Here is a 21,378-nt window from a genome sequence, read left to right on the forward strand (position 1 = left end):
CTTTGATAAATCTTACTAAAACTTTTATTTAGGAAAGTTATAAATAGTTTACGTTTAAAATTTATTTAAGACTAAATATATTTGAATTGGAGGAGTAATTGTTATGAGAGAAGTAGTTATTGCTAGTGCAGTTAGAACTGCTATAGGTTCTTTCGGTGGAGGATTAAAAGATGTAGGTGCTGTAGAGCTTGGTGCTTTGGTAATAAAAGAGGCACTTAGTAGAGCAGGTGTTAAAGGTGAAATGATTGATGAAGTTATAATGGGTAATGTACTTCAAGCAGGGCTTGGACAAAATCCAGCAAGACAATCAGTTATAAAAGCAGGATTACCTGTTGAGGTACCAGCTATGACAATTAATAAGGTTTGTGGATCAGGACTTAGGGCTGTAAGCCTTGCAAGCCAAATAATAATAGCTGGAGATGCAGATATTATTGTAGCAGGTGGTATGGAAAATATGTCAAGGGCACCTTATGCGATAAATACAGCTAGATGGGGACAAAGAATGGGTAATGGTAATATGGTTGACGTTATGATAACTGATGGACTTTGGGACGCTTTTAATAACTATCATATGGGAGTTACTGCTGAAAACATAGCAGAAAAGTGGAATATTTCAAGAGAGGATCAAGATAAATTTGCTGCAGCTTCACAAAACAAAGCAGAAAGAGCTATAAAAGAAGGAAGATTTAAAGAAGAAATTCTTCCTGTAGTGATTCCTCAAAGGAAAGGTGATCCGATTATTTTTGATATTGATGAGTTCCCAAGATTCGGAACTAGCGCAGAATCTCTTAAAAAATTAAAACCTTCCTTTAAAAAAGATGGAACGGTTACTGCTGGTAATGCATCGGGTATAAATGATGGAGCAGCAGCATTTGTAATAATGAGTGCTGAAAAAGCTAAAGAATTAGGAATAAAGCCATTAGCAAAAATAATATCTTATGGATCTAGAGGTGTGGATCCATCTATAATGGGATATGGCCCATTTGCAGCTACAAATAAAGCTTTAGAAAAAGCTTCTATTAAAGTAGAGGACTTAGACTTGATAGAAGCTAATGAAGCCTTTGCAGCTCAAAGTATAGCTGTAGCTAGAGATCTTAAATTTGATATGGATAAAGTAAATGTTAATGGAGGAGCTATAGCTCTTGGTCATCCAATAGGAGCATCTGGGGCTAGAATATTAGTTTCTTTACTTTATGAAATGGAAAAAAGAGATGCAAAAACTGGACTTGCAACCCTTTGCATAGGCGGAGGTATGGGTACAGCTATAGTTGTAAAAAGATAAGTAAAAGTATTTAAGAAAATGAGAAATCACCATTAATATAGTTTAGTTAAAATAAGATTATGTAAAGGAGTATTTTATTGGACACGTATCTTAAAACAATGATAAAAGAATTGAGCTATCTAACCCTTTTTATGTCTTTGGCATTTTCAGCAATATCTCTTTGGTTTTTAAGTTATGGGTATGTACTAGCTTTTGTATTAGGGCTACTTACTGCTATGCTTAATTTTATTGCTAATACTATGGTAACTCATTTTATTATTACAAAGGATAAAAATAATAAAAGGAAAATTTTGAATGTGTTAAGTTTTGTTATTAGAACTTTAATAATAGGTGTTATTATTGTAGCAATTTCACTTTATTATGAAAATTATACTTTAGCTTATGTTTTTGGCTATATATCACATCTTTTGGTAATAGTAGTCTATAGTATAAGAACTAACAAAAAGAGTTGAGGTAGTAATAGTTATTTTGATTTTAACCTGGTGATTTCGTTATAATACTCCATTTTCTTAAAAGTGGGAGTAAATAGCGGATACTCTTTGGATAACGATTTTCTAAGTTTCAGTGGGACTAAAAATTACTTTGAAGTAAAGAATTTTGTTTATAGAGTAGGGTAATAAAAAAGTTTATTATTTGCTTTTGTAGTGATTAATAACGAATAAGACATTTAATAAAAAAGCTTATAGGCTAGGAAATTTTATTTCTAGCCTATAAGCTTTTTTTTATTAAAATTATACCTCTCACATTTTTTCTTTAAATCTATATATTGATAATATACATAATAGCATAAAATGCATAAATATATAATTTATGCTATTAATTTAAAAGCACATATATAGTTAATAATAATTTGAATATTATACTTAGAAGTGGAAAGAATTAGGATGAGGGGGGAGTTAGTTGAAGAAAGTTGCATGCTTAATGCTTATATGCATTTTAAACTTATCATTCATTTTAAACGATAAATTTTATATAAAGGAAGACTTTATTAATAAATTTATACATGGATTAGATCTAAGTATAGAGGAATATGGTATTAGAATTGAGCTTGAAGGTATGTCTGAAAAAGATTTTATAGATTTTTATATAGATATATGCGAAGAAGCATTATCTGTTAAAGGGATTAAAAGTAATTTTAATATTGAATATGGAAAGAATATAACGACTTTAACTCAAATGGAAGAAGATATAAAAATAAGTGGTCTTATGAATAATAAAAGCAAAAATTCTTATGTAGAATTAAAATTTAATATAAAATCAATAGAGGAAAAAGATAAGATAGATGAATTACTTAAAAAAGAAGTGAAATTAGATGATAGTAAAAGAGTATATAAATATGCTAAGGCCAAATTACCTGAAGATGAATTGGAGAAAAATGTATTAAATATAAAAAATACATTAAAAAATGAAAATAGTAAAGATATAGATATTGTATATAGTGAAGCCGGGGTGTTGGGTACAGCTTTAGCAAGATCACCTTATAGCAAAAATGGATTTTTAGGTTATGAGGATATAAATTTTGCTGTAATGAATTATGACTCTGGTGTATACCTAATTGTTGGAACACCAATAATTTATAGTTCATATTAAAAAGTATGGGATGGAGGATAATATGGAAAAAATAATAGTTAAGGGTGGATATAAACTAAAAGGTGAGGTTAATATAAGTTCAGCTAAGAATTCAGTATTGCCAATAATAGCTGCTAGTATACTAAGTGGAGATATTTCTGTCATTGAAAATGCACCTATGTTAGAAGATGTTTTTGTTATTTGTGATGTGCTAGAATCTTTAGGTGCATCAATAGAAATTAATAAAGAAAATAATAATATATCTATTAACACAAAGGATATAAATTCAAAAGAAGAGCCAAAAGCCGATTTAGTTAGAAAAATGAGAGCATCTTTTTTAATAATGGGACCTATGCTATCAAGATTTGGACGAGTGAAATTGTCTTTACCTGGAGGATGTAATATAGGAAGTAGACCTATAGATCTTCATTTAAAAGGATTAAGCTCCCTTGGAGCTCAAATATATTTAGGTCACGGTTATGTGGAAGGAAAGGCTGATAGACTTATAGGAAATAAGATTTATTTAGATTTCCCGTCTGTTGGAGCTACGGAAAACATAATGATGGCTGCAGTTTTGGCTAAGGGAGAAACAGTTATAGAAAATGCTGCAGAAGAACCGGAAATAAAAGATTTAGCAGATTATTTAAATGACATGGGAGCAATAGTAGAAGGCGCAGGAACAGGTAGAATAAAGATAAAAGGTGTAAGTGAACTAAAAGGTGTTACACACAAGCCTATATACGATAGGATTGAAGCTGGGACATACATGATTGCTGCAGCTATGACTAAAAGCAAAATAAAAATTAATGGGGTAAATGAAGAGCATATTAAGCCTATATTAGCTAAATTATCTGAATGTGGAATTAATATTGACATTAAAGATGGGGTTGCAACAACTTATGGCGATGTAGATATAAAACCTGTAGATATAAAAACTATGCCCTATCCAGGATTTCCAACGGATATGCAAGCTCAAATGATGGCCCTATTATCACTTTCAAATGGAACAAGTATAATAACTGAGACTGTATTTGAAAATAGATTCATGCATGCCTCAGAAATTAAACGTATGGGGGCAAATATAAAGATAGATGGAAGGAGCGCTGTAATAGAAGGAGTAAAGGGACTTACTGGAGCAGAGGTTAGAGCTACAGATTTAAGGGCAGGAGCAGCACTTATATTATGTGGACTTGCAGCAGAGTGTAATACACAAATTTCTGATGTCTATCATATTGATAGGGGATATGTGGATATAGAAAAGAAATTAAAATCCTTAGGAGCGTGCATTGAAAGAATAAACATATAGTGTAATATCTAGGAGGTTGCTTCATGTATTAATATGTTGAAGATTAGGGCATGAGGTTAAATGTTTATTGGAAATGATTATGGATTACCACAATTAGCTGCAACTTAATTGTAGATATATAACTTTAAATCTATTTTAAAGTTATATATTTATAATAATAACAATATAATTTTATATGAGCTATTAATCTTAAGATAAGAGGTTTATATAAATATCAATACATATAAGGAGAATAAAATGTACAAAGCTATAAGGAATTTTGATTTGAAAAGAATTATTATTTGCTTTATGTTATTCATGTTATTTATAGTATTGTTACCATTAATAATTATTGGATTTAAAGATAATAGTATAAAAGAAATTAAGAGATACCAGGGAAATGAAAATGTTGATTATTATAAAAATCAATTAGATGGTAAAGATTTTAAAAATATTAAAGTTTATAATAAAGAAAAAAATAAAGTAAGTGAAATAAATTTAGAAGAATACATAATCGGTGTAGTAGCATCAGAGATGCCAGCAAATTTTAATGAAGAGGCTTTAAAAGCTCAAGCAGTTGCGGCTAGGACCTTTGCTGTATCCAAGATACTTTTTAATTGTAAGGAAGCTAAAGGTGGACATATTTGTGATGGCATGCACTGTCAAGTATACGTTGGAAAGGATGAAAGAGTAAAAAAGTGGGGTAAAGATAAGGGTGAAGAGTATTGGAATAAGATAAAGGAGGCAGTGGAGAAAACTAATGGTGAAATATTAATTTGTGAGGGAAGTTTAGTCCTTAATCCACAGTATTTTGCAGTAAGTTCAGGTAAAACAGAAAATTCAGATGAGGTTTTTACTTTTTCTCAATCATATTTAAAGTCTGTAGAAAGTCCTGGAGAAGAGATAGCGCCAAAATATAAATCAAAAGAAATATTTACTTATAAGGAATTTATAATTAAAGTTAATGAAAATTATAAAGATGATTATTTAAATAGCGAAAATTTATTAAAAGAAGTTAAAATCTTAGAAAGAACGGATGGGGGTGCTGTAAAAAATATAAGATTAGGAGAACACACATTAACTGGAGTAGAATTTAGAAAATTATTTAATTTAAATTCGGCAAATTTCAATATAAATTTTGAAAAGGATAAAATAGAAATTCAATGTGTTGGATATGGACATGGTGTAGGTATGAGTCAATGGGGGGCTAATGTCATGGGGAAGGATAATAAAACTTACAAAGAGATACTATCCCATTATTATAAAGGAATTGAAATAGAAAACATTAATAAGTAGTAAGTTGCAATCTTTAATTTAACAGAGTGTTAAATAAAATTTAAGCCCTAGCCTTTTTGATAAAGAAACCTTTAATTTCTAAAAGGTGGTTAGTTTTTATTAGAGCAAGTAATTAAAAATAAAATATTTTTTTGAAATAAAGACACAGTGATAATTTATATTTCTGTGTCTTTATTTAGTTGCCGTTATATGTAATTATAATGATTCAAAGAGAGTTAAATATATTAATCATGATATATATTGGGTAAATTGTAGAAATATGAAGAAATATTTAGAAAAATGTAGAAGAAAAAATACTAAATTTATGTATTTTTTATTTTCTAAAGGACAGACTAGTAATATGGAGGTGTTCATTATGGACAAAAAAATAAGTAAAAAGACAACTAATTTTTTTAAAAGGGAGGGTTTTTATGTAGTACTATTTGTGTGTTTATGTATAGTAGCTACCATAGCTGTAGTAACTGTAAAAGGTAATAAATCTGATATGGATGGACCACCTAGCGTGCAGCATGAAGAAGATCTAAGACTATCTGAGGGACATGAATCAAAAGAAATAGATATAAACAATGCTCTCCAAGTAAAGGATAATAACAAAAAGTCCGAAGAAACCATAAAAGTTGAGGAAAAAAATGAGAAGGTATCATCTACAGTAGAATCAAAAGATTCAGCTGCAGTTTCTAAAAGTGTCGATACTAAATTTGAGAAGCCAGTAGAAGGATCCTTAGTAAGGCAATTCACTGAAGAAACTATATTTTGTGACACCCTTGGTACTTGGAGAACTAGATCAGGAGTAGATATTAAAGCTGATCTTGGGCAAAAGGTTTTAGCAGTATCTGATGGTGTGGTAGAAAAAGTAGATAATGACAATACAGAATTTGGAAGATATATGGTTATAGACCATAAAAATGGCTTAAAAACTTTATATTCGAATTTAGAAGATGATATTCAAATAAAGGAAGGTCAAAAAATATCTAAAGGTCAAGAAATAGGAAAGGTTGGTAAAACAGCTGGTAACTATAGTGAAGAAAAGTATGGAGATCATCTACACTTTGAAGTTTTAAAAGATAACATTAAGGTTGATCCTGAAAAGTATGTAAGCTACAAATAACAAATTCTTAGCTTAGATGAATTTCATCTAAGCTAAGAAAAACATAAGAATATTTTAAGGATTATAAGGATTAAATTAATCAAAATAAATTTATCATATACTTTCTTAGGCAGAAAGTATATGAAAAGTAATTTAAAGAAAAATAAGCGCATATTTATAAATATAGATATTAAGGAGGCAGCACTTTGAAGGACTATATAGAAGAGAGAGTGCTAGAAGTAGCCAAATATATAATTGATTCAAAATCGACTATAAGAAAAACAGCAAAAGAGTTTGGTGTTAGTAAAAGTACAATACACAAAGATATGACAGAGAGATTACCTAAAATAAATCCCGTAATTGCAAAGGAAGCAAAACTAATTTTAGATTTAAATAAATCTGAGCGTCATATAAGAGGAGGAAAAGCTACTAAATTAAAATATAAAAATGTTGAAGGATAGGCACATTCTTAGTATAATATAAAAGAAGATTCTGGATATTCTTATATGGAATAGCCGAATTAATATAAAATTGGAAAGTGGGAGTGGAAGTAGAATGTGCTTTTGGAAAACAAATATGGACATGGGCATAGATCTTGGAACAGCAACTGTATTGGTTTATGTTAGAGGTAAGGGGGTAATATTAAAAGAACCCTCAGTTGTAGCAATAGATAATAATACAAATAAGGTACTTGCTGTAGGAGAAGAAGCTAGAAAAATGATAGGTAGAACTCCAGGGAATATAGTAGCTATAAGGCCTATGAGGGATGGAGTTATATCGGATTATGATACTACAGAAAAAATGTTGAAATATTTTATAAGTGAAGCTTGTGGGAAAAGAAAGATCTCAACACCGAAGGTTGTGATTTGCATACCTTGTGAATCCACCGAAGTAGAAAAAAGAGCAGTGAAAGAGGCTGCAATGAATGCAGGTGCAAAAAAGGTCTTTCTTATAGAAGAACCACTAGCTGCAGCTATAGGCGCAGGAATTGATATAACTTTACCTAGTGGCAATATGGTTATTGATATAGGTGGTGGGACTACAGATATAGCGGTAATATCTTTAGGTGGAATAGTTGTACGTGAATCTATTAAGGTTGCTGGGGATAAATTTGATGAAGCCATAATTAAATATGTAAGGAAAAAGCATAATCTCATGATAGGAGAAAGGACAGCAGAAAATCTTAAAGTTAGTGTAGGTAGTGTATTTGTTGAAGAAGAAATTAGCGAAGATGTAAAAGGTAGAGACCTATTAACAGGGTTACCTAAAAGTGTAACTGTAACATCTTTTGAAATGAGAGAAGCTTTAATTGATACCGTCATGGTAATTTGTGAAATGACTCATGCTGTATTAGAAAAAACTCCACCTGAATTAGCATCTGATATAGCAGAAAAAGGAATAGTAATGACAGGTGGCGGATCTTTACTACATGGTTTGGACAAACTAATAGAACATGTTTCAAAAGTCCCTGTACATATTGCAGAGGATCCTGTTGGAAGCGTTGCCATTGGAACAGGAAAGATGCTCGACTTTATAGACAAACTAAATATTACATTAGATGATAATAAGGTTGAGCTAATTGACTAAAATATGATTTGAATTTAATTTACATATATTTTATTGCGTTTAAAGGACTACTCTTTTTTTATAGGGTAGCCCTATTATAATATAAAATATAATACCTAGGTTAGTTAAAGTTTTAATTTATTTAATTGCAAGGAATTAAATAATGATTCTGTTATTACGGTTGCCATATCTACAATAAAGCTTAAACGTATGGTGTTGTTAATAAAGATGTTGTCTCCATTGTTGAAATCAACTATCCCTATAATTGATGTATCACCAACATGCGGTAGAGTTTTACCTACCCCTTTACCTGGATGTAAAGGAAGATTCCTAAATTGAATTTCACCTATGGAAGACTCATCACCTAAACATGCATCTATTGCTAATATATTAGAGGTAGGATGTAGTAATTTGATATGTGAAACCTTTTCAATTAAGTTCAAAGCATGGATAGGAGAAGAAATACTACCATAAACAGGCAAGGGGAAAAGTTTATATGTTAAAAATGTACCTACAATTGGACCTAGAGAATCTCCGATACATCTATCTGTACCTACACATATTAAAATGGTGTTTTTATCTATATAATTTTTAAGTAACTTAGAAAGTTCAAAAATAGCCATATCATTCTTGTAATGAATCTTATCCTTTTTCAATATAACCGCCTCCTAATTAATTTATATGTTTAATAAAAAATAATATTACGCTACATATAAAGTGGCTATATAGAAGGATTAGGGTTTATATATTAAATTATTTAAATATTTAGTGTATAATTTATTAAAAAAATATGGATAGTATCCAAAAACATAGTATTATAGAGTAAAATGAAGTAATGAAAAATTGACTTAGGATAATGAGGTAAAATGGAGGTTGAATTTATATCTATATCTAGGTATACTAAACCTTGTCAGCCGATGCGGTATGTAAAAAGATAGAGCATTGGTAGATATGCTGGCATGGCTCAACGGTAGAGCAGCTGACTTGTAATCAGCAGGTTGTAGGTTCAATTCCTATTGCCAGCTCCACATGGAGGAATTCCCGAGTGGCTAAAGGGGGCAGACTGTAAATCTGCTGTCTACGACTTCGATGGTTCGAATCCATCTTCCTCCACCAATCCCAGGGCGCATAGCTCAGCTGGGAGAGCATCTGCCTTACAAGCAGAGGGTCACAGGTTCGAGCCCTGTTGTGCCCACCATTTTTAAAATTAAAACTATATATTTTGCTGGCATGGCTCAACGGTAGAGCAGCTGACTTGTAATCAGCAGGTTGTAGGTTCAATTCCTATTGCCAGCTCCACATGGAGGAATTCCCGAGTGGCTAAAGGGGGCAGACTGTAAATCTGCTGTCTACGACTTCGATGGTTCGAATCCATCTTCCTCCACCAAAAGACACATATGTGTCTTTTTTTTGTTGAGATGATATTGACGTAATAAATGTAATATGGTAGAATTTATTATGTTATAAAATTATATAAGCTCTTATCAAGAGAGGTGGAGGGAAAAGGGCCCTATGAAACCCGGCAACCGGCGAATAAGCCACGGTGCCAATTCCAGCAGTATAACTGCAAGATAAGAGAGAAGCGAAATAAAGTCACTTCTTTCTTGAGGGGCTTTTTTATTATGTTTTAGAAAGGAGTGAAAACTATACTAAAGAAAATTTAGTATAGGAATATTATGAAGAAACTATTTACATCAGAATCAGTAACAGAAGGACATCCTGACAAAATGTGTGACCAGATATCCGATGCCATATTAGATACAATATTATCAAAGGATCCGAATGGACGAGTAGCTTGTGAAACTATGGTAACAACAGGTATGGTAATGGTAGCTGGCGAAATATCTACGGATTGTTATGTGGATATCTCAAAAGTAGTTAGAAAAACCATAGAGGAAATAGGATATGTAAGAGCTAAATATGGATTTGATGCTGAAACTTGTTCAGTACTTACATCTATAGATGAACAATCAACTGATATAGCTATGGGAGTAGATGAAGCTTTAGAATCTAAAAATGGTACTAAAGAAGAGCTTGGAGGAATTGGTGCTGGAGACCAAGGAATGATGTTTGGATTTGCCAGTAATGAAACAGAAGAATATATGCCTCTTCCAATATCTATGGCCCATAAGTTAGCAAGAAGACTATCAGAAGTAAGAAAGAATGGAACTCTTCCTTATCTAAGGCCAGATGGAAAAACTCAAGTAACAGTAGAATATGAGGATAATAAACCTAAAAGAATCGATACTATAGTAATATCAACTCAACATAGCCCTGAGGTATCTTTAGAGCAAATAGATAAAGATTTACGCAAGTATGTAATTGAAGAAGTAGTTGAATCTAACTTATTGGACAAGGATACAAAATATTATATAAACCCAACAGGTAGATTTGTAATAGGGGGACCTCAAGGAGATTCAGGATTAACAGGAAGAAAAATAATAGTTGATACTTATGGGGGATATGGAAGACACGGTGGAGGTGCTTTTTCAGGAAAAGATCCAACTAAGGTAGATAGATCTGCAGCTTATGCAGCAAGATGGGTTGCTAAAAACTTAGTTGCAGCTGGAGTTTCTGATAAAATAGAAATTCAAGTAGCTTATGCTATAGGTGTTGCAAGACCTGTATCCATTGATGTAGATACTTTTGGGACAGGAAAAATAAGTGATGAAAAAATAATAGAAATAATTAACAATGTATTTGACTTACGACCAGCATCAATAATTAAAGAACTAGATCTAAGAAGACCAATATATAAACAGGTTGCGGCCTATGGACATTTTGGTAGAAGTGATCTAGATCTACCATGGGAAAAGTTAAATAAAGTGAATGTTATAAAAAGGTATATATAAAAATTAACCTGGATATTTTAAAATATCCAGGTTAATTTTTCGAATATGGAAATATTAAAGAATTATCTTTCCATTAATTATAACCTTTTTAATATTTATTCCATCATCAAATAGTAATAGATCGGCATCGAATCCTTCTTTAACAGAGCCTTTAAAAGTAGCTACCTTACAAAGTCTTGCAGGATTCACAGTAGCCATATTAACAATTTCGTTTAAAGGATAATCTGTGTTGTTATAAACATTTTTAACAGCCTTATCTAGAGTTAAAATAGAACCAGCAAGAGAACCAGATTTTAATCTAGCAGCGCCATTTTCAACAATGACCTTTTGTCCACCTAAAGAATAAATTCCATCTGGCATTGAACAAGCCATCATAGCATCAGTTACTAATAGTACCTTATCTAAGCCCTTTTGTTTATAGGCAACTCTTAGAGAAGGATAACTTATATGAATTCCATCTGAAATTGTTTCGGTAGTTATAGAAGAATCAAATATTGCACCAACAGTTCCAGGATTACGATGGTGAAGCCCTGTCATAGCATTATAAAGATGAGTAGAGTGGGAAATACCACATTGTATTCCTGTCATAGCCTCTTCATATGTGGCTTTAGTATGTCCCATAGAAGCAGTTATATTATTATCTCGTAGGTATGCTATAAGCTCACAAGCACCTTCTATTTCAGGGGCTATAGTAACGCTTACTACAGTATCAATATTGTCACCTACTATATCTAGAAATGTTTGAAGAAATGGGTTTTCTACAAAGTCAGGGTTTTGAGCACCAATAGCTTTTGGACTTATAAAGGGTCCTTCTAAGTGGGCTCCTAATATATTGGCGCCATCAGTGCCTTTTAGTTTAGCTTCCTTTATAGTTTCGAGAGCTTTTTTTATGTCGCTTATAGAACAAGTCATTGTAGTTGGCAAAAAGGAGGTAGTACCATATTTGGCAATAGTTTTTGAAATTATATTTAATGATTCATAACTTCCATCCATGGTATCACGCCCTCCAGCCCCATGAATATGAACATCTATAAATCCAGGAGATAAGTACAACCCTTCAGCATCGATAACATCCTTTTCATCAGTATTTTCAGGATTTATAGATGTAATTTTACCATTATGAAGTAAAACGGAACCCTCTTCTATTCTATCTTCGTATATTATTTTACAGTTTTTAATTAACATGAAATCACCTCAATAACATATATTTTAGATATATTTATTATAGGTCATGTTGATAAAAATGACCAGTTAATATAAATTAGCATGTAGCTGTTAAAAACAATAAACAACAATTAATAAATTAGATAACTTGAATTTACGTTTTATTATACTATAATTTTCATTATAACTATTTTTTTAAAATCTTTATTAAGGGTAATTGTGATATAATTACTTTAATTAAGAATTGAGTGAGGAGATTATATGGAAGAAATACAAGTCACTGTAGAAGATATAATATTTAAAAATGAAGATAATGGATATGTGGTTGCAAGAGTAGACGAAAAAGGTGATGATACAGTCATTGTAGGGTGTATACCATATATATCAGAAGGACAAAATTTAAAATTAAAAGGTGAATGGACTTTGCACAAGCAGTTTGGTAAGCAATTTAAGGTAAATGAGGCTGAGGAAATATTGCCAAATAGTTTAATTGGAATTGAACGATATTTATCTTCAGGGGTGATACTAGGAATTGGACCTGTTACAGCTAAAAAGATTGTAGATAAATTTGGAGAAAAAACTTTTGAAGTTTTAGAAAATGATATAGATAGGCTTTCTGAAATAGAAGGTATAGGAGAGAAAAAAATAGAACTTATATACGATTCTTACTTTAAGCAAAGAGAAGTGAAAAATATTATGGTGTTTTTACAAACTTATGGTGTAACACCAAATCAATGCATGAAGATATACAAAAGATTTGGAGCCGAGTCTATAAGTATTATAAAAAATAATCCATACATATTAACTGAGGAAGTTTCAGGAATAGGATTTAAATCAGCAGATAAAATATCTAGAAGTTTAGGTATAGAAATTGATTCAGAGTTTAGAGTTCAAAGTGGAATAAAACATGTAGTAAATCAATTTTGTGCTTTAGGAAATACCTACATGCCAAAAGATGAGCTTATAAAAGGTGCTTCTGAAATATTAACAGTAAAAGAAGAGTTAATAATTAAAAACATATTTGATTGTGTTATTGATGGAAAGGTTAGAGTAGAACTAATAGATGGTGTAGAGTGCGTATTTACATTACCCTATTATTATGCAGAGCTTGGTATAACAAAATCTATGCTTTCCATTGTTTTTTCAAGCTTTGATACTATAGACGTTAATATAGATAAACAAATAAAAGAATTTGAACAAGAAAACAATATGAGTTTTGCTATTTCACAAAAAGAAGCAATAAAAGGTGTAATAGATAATGGTGTGGAAATAATTACTGGGGGTCCTGGAACAGGTAAGACTACTATAATAAAATGTATCATAGATATATTTGATAAAAATGGTATGAGTGTAGTTATGGCGGCTCCAACAGGGAGGGCTGCAAAAAGAATGACAGAGTCAACCGGAAGAGAAGCTAAAACTATTCATAGGTTATTAGAGCTTGGATTTGGATTAAATGATGAAGAAATGGCTTTCTCTAAAGGGGAAGAATCACCTTTAGAGTGTGATGTTATAATCATAGACGAGGCATCCATGATAGATGTGTTACTTATGAATAATCTTTTAAAAGCCTTATCTTTAGGTACTAGACTTATAATAGTAGGAGATGTAGATCAATTACCATCTGTTGGAGCAGGTAATGTGCTTAAAGATCTTATAGAAAGTGAATGTGTAAAGGTGGTAAGATTAAAAGAAATATTTAGGCAAGCAAAAGAAAGTATGATAGTAGTTAATGCTCATAAGATTAATAATGGAGAAATTCCAATATTAAATGATAGGGATAAAGACTTCTTTTTCATAAAGGAAGAAAATAAAGAGAATATTTTAAATACAGTTGTAGAATTAATAAATACAAGGTTACCCAAATATAATGATTCATGGAATAAACAACAGCACATACAGATTTTATCACCTATGAAAAAAGGACCTTTAGGTATTATAAATCTAAATTCTAAATTGCAAGAGGTTCTAAATCCTAAGGCGGAAAATAAAAAGGAAAAAGAATATAGAAGCACAATTTTTAGAGTAGGAGATAAAGTTATGCAAACTAAAAACAACTATTCTTTAAAGTGGATAAGGGTAGATGGATATGGTGACAAAGAAGGACTTGGAGTATTTAATGGAGACATGGGGTTTATTCAAAATATTGACGAAGAAGATAATACTCTAACAGTTATATTTGATGAGGAAAGAGAAGTCATCTATGAAAATATAAATATAGATGAATTAGATTTGGCTTATGCAATAACTATACATAAGAGTCAAGGTAGTGAGTTCCCAGTAGTTATTATGCCTATATTTGTAGGGTCACCTTTGCTTATGAATAGAAATCTATTATATACAGCAATAACAAGGGCTAAAAATTTAGTGGTACTAACAGGTTCTGTTAAGGCACTTAAATACATGGTTCAAAATGACAGAAGCTTTGAGAGATTTTCTTCATTAAAATGGAGGATGAAGGATACAGTTTCTAATGAAATTTTTAATGAACAATAAAGTAGCAAATATATGTTAATAGATTTGGAGGGACATAAATGTCCATATTTAAAGTTTTTAATAATAAGAATGAATCTATAAAAGATGCACATGCAGATCAAAATGTTATGAACTGGGTAAAGAAAAATAAAAAATACTTAAATGTGGTTTCTATTCCTTACAATAATTCCTTAACATTTCTAGAAATAATACTTGAGCTAATTAAAGAAAATAAAAAGATCTTGTATATAACCAATCAAGATATAAAAGATATTTCATTATTAAAGAAAATAAGGACAATAACTTCATTTAGAAATTATTGCTACTTTAGAGGAAATTATACCAATTTAGAAGATAAGCTTTTAATAATAACTAATTACGATAGTGCATATTTAATGAAGGATAACTTTTATTGTATTATATATGATGATATTAATTGTTACTCAGAATATCAAGCAAAGGATATAAGAGGCCTAATTTATAAAATTAAATCTGAAAAATATATAGTTGCATCTATTGAACCAGTTTTAGAAGAAGGAGATATAATAGAAATTACAAAGAATACAAGGGATATTCCTATAATAGAGCCTAGAATAATTACAACCAAAATAGATACAAATAAGGAAATACCTTATATGATTTATGATTATATGAAATGGTTTGTAAAATCTAGGCGAAAGGTTATATTATATGCACCAGATAACCAAAAGGCAGATAAGATTTATAGACAAATATCAGATTTAAGAGAAGATATAAGAACAAGTATAATACGATACAATGATTCAAATATTAATATAATAAAAAAACGATTAAAGATGAGAGATGAACCTATAATAATAATAATAGATAATATGAATACTTTTCATATGGAAGTCAATAATTTAGATATAATAGTTTATTTTGCAGATGATGAAAGTTATGATTATAAAAAATTAACTTATATATGTGGAAAGGTAGGTATGAAGGAAGGATTTAGCAACTCCGAAGTGATTTTTCTTGCAAATAACCTTACTTTAGATATGGAGAAAGCTAAATCTATAACTAGAAACTTCAATAAGGTAGCATGGGAAAAAGGTTTAATAAATATTTAGATAAAGAAAATTTAAAGACATATAAGACTAGTGAAAATAGTCTAAAAAAGTTTATGAAGGATAAAACAAAGGTTTTAGTTGCTTCCTTAAGGTATTTAATTAATTGTAGCTTATCTATTGTGTTTCCAGAAGGCTCATTTTGCTTACTATGCAAAGAAGAAAGATTGCAAGGGTGCTTTTTATGCTATGAATGTAAAAATAAAATAAAATTAAATAAAGAAGCTTTTTGTATAGAAATTAAAGATATGGAGTTAGTATATTATTCAACATCTTATTATTCTCATGAAATCAGAGAATTGTTAATGAAATTTAAGTATAAAAGAGATTTTAATGTTGCACGGTTTTTTGTTTCTAATATTATGCAAATAATAGATTACAATAAAATAAATTTTGATATTATATGTTATGTCCCAGCAAGTAAAGATGGTAAAAATGCTAGAGGTTATGATCAAAGTGAAATATTAGCATGCATAATAAAGGAACAAAGTGGGAAGCAAGTAGTTAGGTGTATAAAAAGAAATACAAACACACAAGAACAAAAAACTGTAAGTGTAGAAAATAGGTGGGAAAACTTAAGGACAGCTTTTAAGTTCGATATTAAATATTTAAAAGAAGTTAAAGATAAAGAGATAATACTTATTGATGATGTTGTAACCACAGGCTCTACCTTATATTTTTGTTATAAAGAATTAAAAAATAATGGCGCTAAAGAAATTAATATATTGACTGTTGCAAAAAGTAGGTTATAATATATTATGAAGCTAGGTTTGTGGTTGAAAGTCGATGCCAGTCGCAGGCAAAACGATCCACGTAAGTTAGATAAAATGTCTAATGATCATGGTGCGGCTTAGAGGTTAGTCCTGCCATTTATAAAAAAATGAGAGAATTAGTAGTGAGGGGTTAATTCCTAGTAGCAAAAACTCCAGCAGGCGGGTGTGGGGTCAAAGACCAGGTCAACTAGCTAGATAAAGCCTTTAGTCAAAAATTGACTAAAGGCTTTATTTTTTAAAATTATGTATTGATAAATAATTAAATGAATTATATATTAATGTAAAATATATTTTAGCAGATGCTAATTAAAAGAAATAAGATTTTAATCATAAAGAATATAATGAGATAACAAGAATTTTAAAGATATAAAAGGATAAATCAACATAATATTTTGTTAATTAACACAATAGCCCTTGTTAAATTTCAAAAAAGGTTATAGAATAAATACAAGGACATAAATAAATGTATCTTAATAAAAGTCAAATAATACAACTTAGCAGAGAGGGGCTGGAATTATGAAAATAGTAGTAATGGCCAAAAACATAGAACTTACAAAAGCATTGAAGGAAACAGTGGAAAAGAAACTCTCAAAGCTGGAAAAGTATTTTAATCCAAATGTAGAAGCACATGCCACATTAAGCGTACAAAAAAACAGACAAACAATTGAGGTAACAATACCGTTTAATGGAATAATACTAAGGGGCGAAGAGTCGACAGATGATTTATATGCTTCCATTGATTTAGTAGTAGATAAATTAGAAAGACAAATTAGAAAGCAGAAAACAAAATTACAAAGAAGAAATACTGGAGATTCTTTGAGGTTTCAATCAATAGTAGCTTATGAAGATAAGGAAGAGGAAGAACCGAGAATAGTTAAAACTAAGCGATTTGCAATAAAACCAATGGGAACAGAAGAAGCGGTTTTACAAATGGAGCTTCTAGCTCATAGTTTCTTTGTATATCAAAATTCAGACACAGAGGAAGTAAATGTAGTCTATAAGAGAAAAGATGGAAATTATGGTTTAATAGAGCCTGAATTTTAAAACTTTAAAATTATAAATAAAAGATTAATGTTTTTATATGGCAGCTCTTTATTATAAAGAGCTGCTATTATTTTAAATATTTTTACTTTTAGAGGTTAGTATTGAAATGTTTACTGATTCAATGATATAATTTAATAATGAGTTATTATAAGAACAGAATTGTGAGGATGAAAGTATGGGATTAATTGATAAGGTATTTGGAAGTTATAGTGAGAGAGAAGTAAAAAGAATCATTCCAATTGTAGATGATATAGAAAAGTTAGAAGAACAAACTAAAAGCTTAAATGATGAAGAACTTAAAGAAAAAACTAATGAGTTCAAATTAAGAATTAAAAATGGTGAAAATCTAAATGATTTACTTCCAGAAGCATTTGCAGTAGTAAGAGAAGCGTCTGTAAGGACCTTAGGAATGCGACATTTTAGAGAACAACTTATAGGAGGAGTAGTTCTTCATCAAGGTAGAATTTCGGAAATGAAGACAGGTGAAGGTAAGACTTTAGTTGCAACACTTCCTGCATACTTAAATGCCTTAAGTGGTGATGGTGTCCACATAATAACAGTAAATGATTATCTTGCAAATAGAGATAAAGAGTGGATGGGACAAATATTTGAATTTTTAGGGCTAAAGGTAGGCGTAATACTACATGGTCTAAGCTCTGAGCAAAGAAGGGAAGCTTATAATTCAGATATAACATATGGTACTAATAATGAGTATGGATTTGATTACCTTAGAGATAATATGGTTATATATAAAGAGGAAAAAGTTCAAAGAAAACTAAACTTTTGTATAGTAGATGAGGTGGATTCTATACTTATTGATGAAGCAAGAACACCCCTTATAATATCTGGCGAAGGAGAAAAATCTACCGAATTTTATAAAGTTGCAGATTACTTTGCAAAAACTTTAATAAAAGAAGAAGATTTTACTGTAGATGAGAAGACAAATTCTACAATTCTTAGCGAAGAGGGAGTTAAAAAAGCTGAAAAGTATTTTAGACTTGAGAACTATGCAGATGCTCAAAATATGGAGATTCAACACCATATTACCCAGGCTTTAAAAGCAAACTATGCAATGAGAAGAGATAAAGATTACATGGTTAAAGATGGGGAAGTAGTAATAGTTGATGAATTTACTGGAAGACTTATGGAAGGTAGAAGATATAGTGATGGGCTTCACCAAGCTATTGAGGCTAAAGAAGGAGTTAAAGTTGAAAAAGAATCTAAAACTCTTGCTACAATAACATTCCAAAATTATTTTAGGATGTATAATAAGTTATCTGGTATGACAGGAACAGCTCAAACTGAAGAAGTAGAATTTAGAGAAATATATGGATTAGATGTTATTGCAATACCTACTCACATGCCAATTAAAAGAGTAGATTACCCAGATACTATATTTAAAAGTGTAAAAGGTAAGTATAATGCAATAATAAAAGATATTGAAGAATCTTATAAATCAGGGCAGCCGGTTTTAGTAGGTACTGCTAGTATAGAAAAATCAGAAGTTTTATCAGCCTTTTTAAAGAAAACAGGAGTACCGCATCAAGTGTTAAATGCTAAATATCATGAGAGAGAAGCTGACATAGTATCTCATGCAGGAGAAAAAGGATTAGTTACTATAGCTACTAACATGGCAGGTCGTGGTACTGATATTAAGCTAGAAGACGGTGTACCTGAAATTGGTGGACTTAAGATAATAGGTACAGAAAGACATGAATCAAGGCGTATAGATAACCAACTTAGAGGACGTTCTGGTCGTCAAGGAGATCCTGGATCTACTAGATTTTACCTATCATTAGAAGATGATTTAATGAGAGTTTTTGGTTCAGAAAAATTACAAGGACTAGTAGATAAAATTGGTCTTGGGGAAGATGATCCAATAGAAAGTAAAATGGTTACAAGAGCTATTGAAAATGCTCAAAAAAAGGTTGAAGGAAACAACTTTGATGTTAGAAAGACTCTTCTAGGATATGATGATGTTATGAATCAGCAAAGAGAAATAATTTATAGGCAAAGAACACAGGTTTTAGAAGGCGAAACCTTAAAAGAACAAATTCAAGATATGATAAAAGATGTGATTAATAACGCTGTAGATTCTCATCTATCAGGAGTAGAAGATACATTTAAAGAAGATATTAAAAATCTAATTAATTTTATGGAAGATTTATATGTTCCACATCATTTGGTAAAAGCTGAAGAATTAGAATTATTATCAAATGAAGAAATAAAAGAAAAATACTTATCTATAGCTCATAATATTTATGAAGAAAAAGAAAAAGATTTTGGAAATGAAAGTATGAGAGAGATAGAAAGAGTTATCCTTTTAAGAGTAGTTGATACTAAATGGATGGATCATATTGACAACATGGATCATTTAAAGCAAGGTATAGGATTACGTGCATATAAACAACAAGATCCTACACAAGCATATCAATTTGAAGGAAGCACTATGTTTGAAGAGATGATTTATAACATAAAACATGATACTGTAAGATATTTATTGCAGGTTCAAGCTGAAAGAGCACCTGAAAGAGAAAAAGTGGTAAAGGAGGTTTCAACTAATTATGAAGATTCCTCAGTAAGAAAAGAACCGATAAAAAAAGAAGAAAAGATTGGACGAAATGATCCATGTAAATGTGGAAGCGGTAAAAAGTACAAAAATTGTTGTGGTAGAGAAGTTTAGTTATAGTATAGATTTGCAACTTTTAAAAAGTTGCAAATCTATATTCATTTAAGAGTGCATTATTTAAAGGGAGATGAAAATATGATTTTACAATTAGAAGAACAATTATCTAAAATTCCACAATTTAAAGAAACTTTAAAAGAAATGGGGGCTTCACTTTGACATCTTAACAACAAAGATAGTTATTGAAGAATATGAACATAAAATGCAAAGCCCAGGATTTTGGAATGATAATATAAAAGCCCAACAGATATCGCAGAAATGTAAGTCCTTAAAAGATCAGTTAGATAAGTATAATTCATTGGTACTACGATTAGAAGATATAGAAGTTTTAGGGAACTTAATTGGCGAGGAGAAAGATCCTATTATAAAAGAATTTATAGGTGATATAAAACTTTTGGAAAAGGATATTGATAACTTTAGAATAGAAATTTTGCTTTCAGGAGAATATGATAGAAATAATGCTATATTAACGCTTCATGTAGGTGTTGGTGGTAATGATGCTCAAGATTGGACTGAGATGCTTCTTAGAATGTATACGAGGTGGATTGAGAACAAGGGGTTTAGCATTGATATAATTGATTATATTAGCGGAGACGAAGCTGGAATTAAAAGTGTTACCCTTAAAGTATCTGGAGAGTTTGCATATGGATATCTTAAAACTGAAAAAGGAATACATAGGCTAGTTAGAATATCTCCATATAATTCTAGTGGTAAAAGACAGACTTCTTTTGCATCGGTAGAAGTACTTCCAGAATTAAAAGAAGACCAAGATATTGATATTAAGCCAGAGGATATAAAACTAGATACCTTTAGAGCAAGTGGTGCTGGAGGACAGTATGTAAATAAAACAGAATCTGCGGTTCGGATAACTCATATACCAACAGGAATAGTTGTTCAATGCCAAAATGAAAGAAGTCAACATTATAATAGGGAAGTGGCGTTAAAGGTTTTAAAATCAAAGCTTATAGCATTAAAAGAGCAAGCGCACAAGGAGAAAATTGAAGATTTAACTGGAGAACAAAAAGATATGGGGTGGGGTAGTCAAATAAGATCTTATGTTTTTCATCCCTATAACTTAGTAAAGGATCATAGAACCTTGGTGGAAAGTGGTAATATAGATGCTGTTATGGATGGAGAAATTGATTTATTTATAAATGAATATTTAAAACAAAGTAGTAATGGGAAACTTAAAGAATAAAGATAAACTTATA

The 21,378-nt window shown here is 30.6% G+C and carries 17 protein-coding genes, 5 tRNA genes and 1 riboswitch; of the genes, 20 read left to right on the forward strand and 2 right to left on the reverse strand.

Going from position 1 to position 21,378, the window contains the following annotated elements; genetic code table 11:
• Nucleotides 1-103 precede the first annotated feature (103 nt).
• The 8 genes from BV55_RS0110170 to mreB all read left to right on the forward strand — a co-directional run bounded on the left by BV55_RS0110170 (nt 104) and on the right by mreB (nt 8,106).
• The gene (locus tag BV55_RS0110170; protein ID WP_029452721.1) at nt 104-1,282 is read left to right on the forward strand and encodes an acetyl-CoA C-acetyltransferase; all 1,179 of its coding nucleotides are present in this window, start codon (nt 104-106) and stop codon (nt 1,280-1,282) included.
• A 98-nt stretch (nt 1,283-1,380) separates the two neighbouring features.
• Nucleotides 1,381-1,734, forward strand: a complete 354-nt coding sequence (locus BV55_RS0110175) for an ATP synthase subunit I (RefSeq protein WP_198023214.1) — start codon at nt 1,381-1,383, stop codon at nt 1,732-1,734.
• A 448-nt stretch (nt 1,735-2,182) separates the two neighbouring features.
• The gene (locus BV55_RS0110180) at nt 2,183-2,872 is read left to right on the forward strand and encodes a hypothetical protein (RefSeq protein WP_029452723.1); all 690 of its coding nucleotides are present in this window, start codon (nt 2,183-2,185) and stop codon (nt 2,870-2,872) included.
• Between the two features lie 22 nt (nt 2,873-2,894).
• The gene (gene murA / locus BV55_RS0110185; RefSeq protein WP_029452724.1) at nt 2,895-4,157 is read left to right on the forward strand and encodes a UDP-N-acetylglucosamine 1-carboxyvinyltransferase; all 1,263 of its coding nucleotides are present in this window, start codon (nt 2,895-2,897) and stop codon (nt 4,155-4,157) included.
• Nucleotides 4,158-4,394: 237 nt separating this feature from the next.
• Complete coding sequence (gene spoIID / locus BV55_RS0110190) at nt 4,395-5,432, forward strand: stage II sporulation protein D (protein ID WP_029452725.1); 1,038 nt, start codon at nt 4,395-4,397, stop codon at nt 5,430-5,432.
• Nucleotides 5,433-5,787: 355 nt separating this feature from the next.
• Nucleotides 5,788-6,540 carry a M23 family metallopeptidase gene (locus BV55_RS0110195; RefSeq protein WP_029452726.1) on the forward strand — a complete coding sequence of 251 codons (753 nt, stop codon included), beginning with the start codon at nt 5,788-5,790 and terminating at the stop codon, nt 6,538-6,540.
• A gap of 185 nt (nt 6,541-6,725) precedes the next feature.
• Nucleotides 6,726-6,980 carry a sporulation transcriptional regulator SpoIIID gene (gene spoIIID / locus BV55_RS0110200; protein ID WP_029452727.1) on the forward strand — a complete coding sequence of 85 codons (255 nt, stop codon included), beginning with the start codon at nt 6,726-6,728 and terminating at the stop codon, nt 6,978-6,980.
• 94 nt (nt 6,981-7,074) lie between these two features.
• Nucleotides 7,075-8,106 (forward strand): rod shape-determining protein, encoded by a 1,032-nt coding sequence (gene mreB, locus BV55_RS0110205; protein ID WP_029452728.1) that lies wholly within the window; start codon nt 7,075-7,077, stop codon nt 8,104-8,106.
• A gap of 104 nt (nt 8,107-8,210) precedes the next feature.
• On the opposite strand, the gene yyaC is transcribed toward mreB, so the two are convergent.
• On the reverse strand, nt 8,211-8,741 hold the full coding sequence (yyaC, locus tag BV55_RS0110210) for a spore protease YyaC (RefSeq protein WP_029452729.1): 531 nt from the start codon (nt 8,739-8,741) through the stop codon (nt 8,211-8,213).
• Between the two features lie 297 nt (nt 8,742-9,038).
• On the opposite strand from yyaC, the gene BV55_RS0110215 reads away from it, so the two are divergent.
• The 6 genes from BV55_RS0110215 to metK all read left to right on the forward strand — a co-directional run bounded on the left by BV55_RS0110215 (nt 9,039) and on the right by metK (nt 10,937).
• Nucleotides 9,039-9,113, forward strand: a tRNA-Thr gene (locus BV55_RS0110215).
• 3 nt (nt 9,114-9,116) lie between these two features.
• A tRNA-Tyr gene (locus tag BV55_RS0110220) sits at nt 9,117-9,201 on the forward strand.
• Between the two features lie 6 nt (nt 9,202-9,207).
• A tRNA-Val gene (locus BV55_RS0110225) sits at nt 9,208-9,283 on the forward strand.
• A gap of 26 nt (nt 9,284-9,309) precedes the next feature.
• Nucleotides 9,310-9,384: transfer RNA gene (locus tag BV55_RS0110230), tRNA-Thr, on the forward strand.
• Nucleotides 9,385-9,387: 3 nt separating this feature from the next.
• Nucleotides 9,388-9,472 (forward strand) — tRNA-Tyr (locus BV55_RS0110235).
• Between the two features lie 91 nt (nt 9,473-9,563).
• Nucleotides 9,564-9,663, forward strand: a riboswitch (SAM riboswitch).
• Between the two features lie 98 nt (nt 9,664-9,761).
• Complete coding sequence (metK, locus tag BV55_RS0110240; protein WP_029452730.1) at nt 9,762-10,937, forward strand: methionine adenosyltransferase; 1,176 nt, start codon at nt 9,762-9,764, stop codon at nt 10,935-10,937.
• Between the two features lie 54 nt (nt 10,938-10,991).
• Here metK and nagA read toward each other — a convergent pair whose 3' ends face one another.
• Nucleotides 10,992-12,122: an N-acetylglucosamine-6-phosphate deacetylase gene (gene nagA, locus BV55_RS0110245; protein ID WP_029452731.1), complete on the reverse strand. Its 1,131-nt coding sequence runs from the start codon at nt 12,120-12,122 to the stop codon at nt 10,992-10,994.
• 240 nt (nt 12,123-12,362) lie between these two features.
• Here nagA and recD2 point away from each other — a divergent pair, with 240 nt between their 5' ends.
• From recD2 to prfB, 6 genes are all read left to right on the forward strand, one after another.
• Nucleotides 12,363-14,597: an SF1B family DNA helicase RecD2 gene (recD2, locus tag BV55_RS0110250; RefSeq protein ID WP_029452732.1), complete on the forward strand. Its 2,235-nt coding sequence runs from the start codon at nt 12,363-12,365 to the stop codon at nt 14,595-14,597.
• A gap of 38 nt (nt 14,598-14,635) precedes the next feature.
• Nucleotides 14,636-15,667 carry a hypothetical protein gene (locus tag BV55_RS0110255; protein ID WP_029452733.1) on the forward strand — a complete coding sequence of 344 codons (1,032 nt, stop codon included), beginning with the start codon at nt 14,636-14,638 and terminating at the stop codon, nt 15,665-15,667.
• Nucleotides 15,640-16,416 (forward strand): ComF family protein, encoded by a 777-nt coding sequence (locus tag BV55_RS0110260; RefSeq protein ID WP_029452734.1) that lies wholly within the window; start codon nt 15,640-15,642, stop codon nt 16,414-16,416. The genes BV55_RS0110255 and BV55_RS0110260 overlap by 28 nt, the downstream gene beginning before the upstream one ends.
• Before the next feature lie 537 nt (nt 16,417-16,953).
• The gene (hpf, locus tag BV55_RS0110265; RefSeq protein ID WP_029452735.1) at nt 16,954-17,481 is read left to right on the forward strand and encodes a ribosome hibernation-promoting factor, HPF/YfiA family; all 528 of its coding nucleotides are present in this window, start codon (nt 16,954-16,956) and stop codon (nt 17,479-17,481) included.
• A 175-nt stretch (nt 17,482-17,656) separates the two neighbouring features.
• Nucleotides 17,657-20,164, forward strand: coding sequence for a preprotein translocase subunit SecA (gene secA / locus BV55_RS0110270; RefSeq protein WP_029452736.1), 2,508 nt, complete (start codon nt 17,657-17,659; stop codon nt 20,162-20,164).
• A gap of 81 nt (nt 20,165-20,245) precedes the next feature.
• Nucleotides 20,246-21,365, forward strand: a protein-coding gene (prfB, locus tag BV55_RS0110280) for a peptide chain release factor 2 (protein ID WP_157469646.1) whose coding sequence is annotated in 2 segments (ribosomal slippage) — nt 20,246-20,323 and nt 20,325-21,365 — 1,119 coding nt in all. Because the reading frame shifts where the segments join, the coding sequence is not laid out codon by codon here.
• Nucleotides 21,366-21,378 lie beyond the last annotated feature (13 nt).

It is taken from the genome of Clostridium algidicarnis (assembly GCF_000703125.1).
GTDB lineage: Bacteria > Bacillota > Clostridia > Clostridiales > Clostridiaceae > Clostridium_L > Clostridium_L algidicarnis.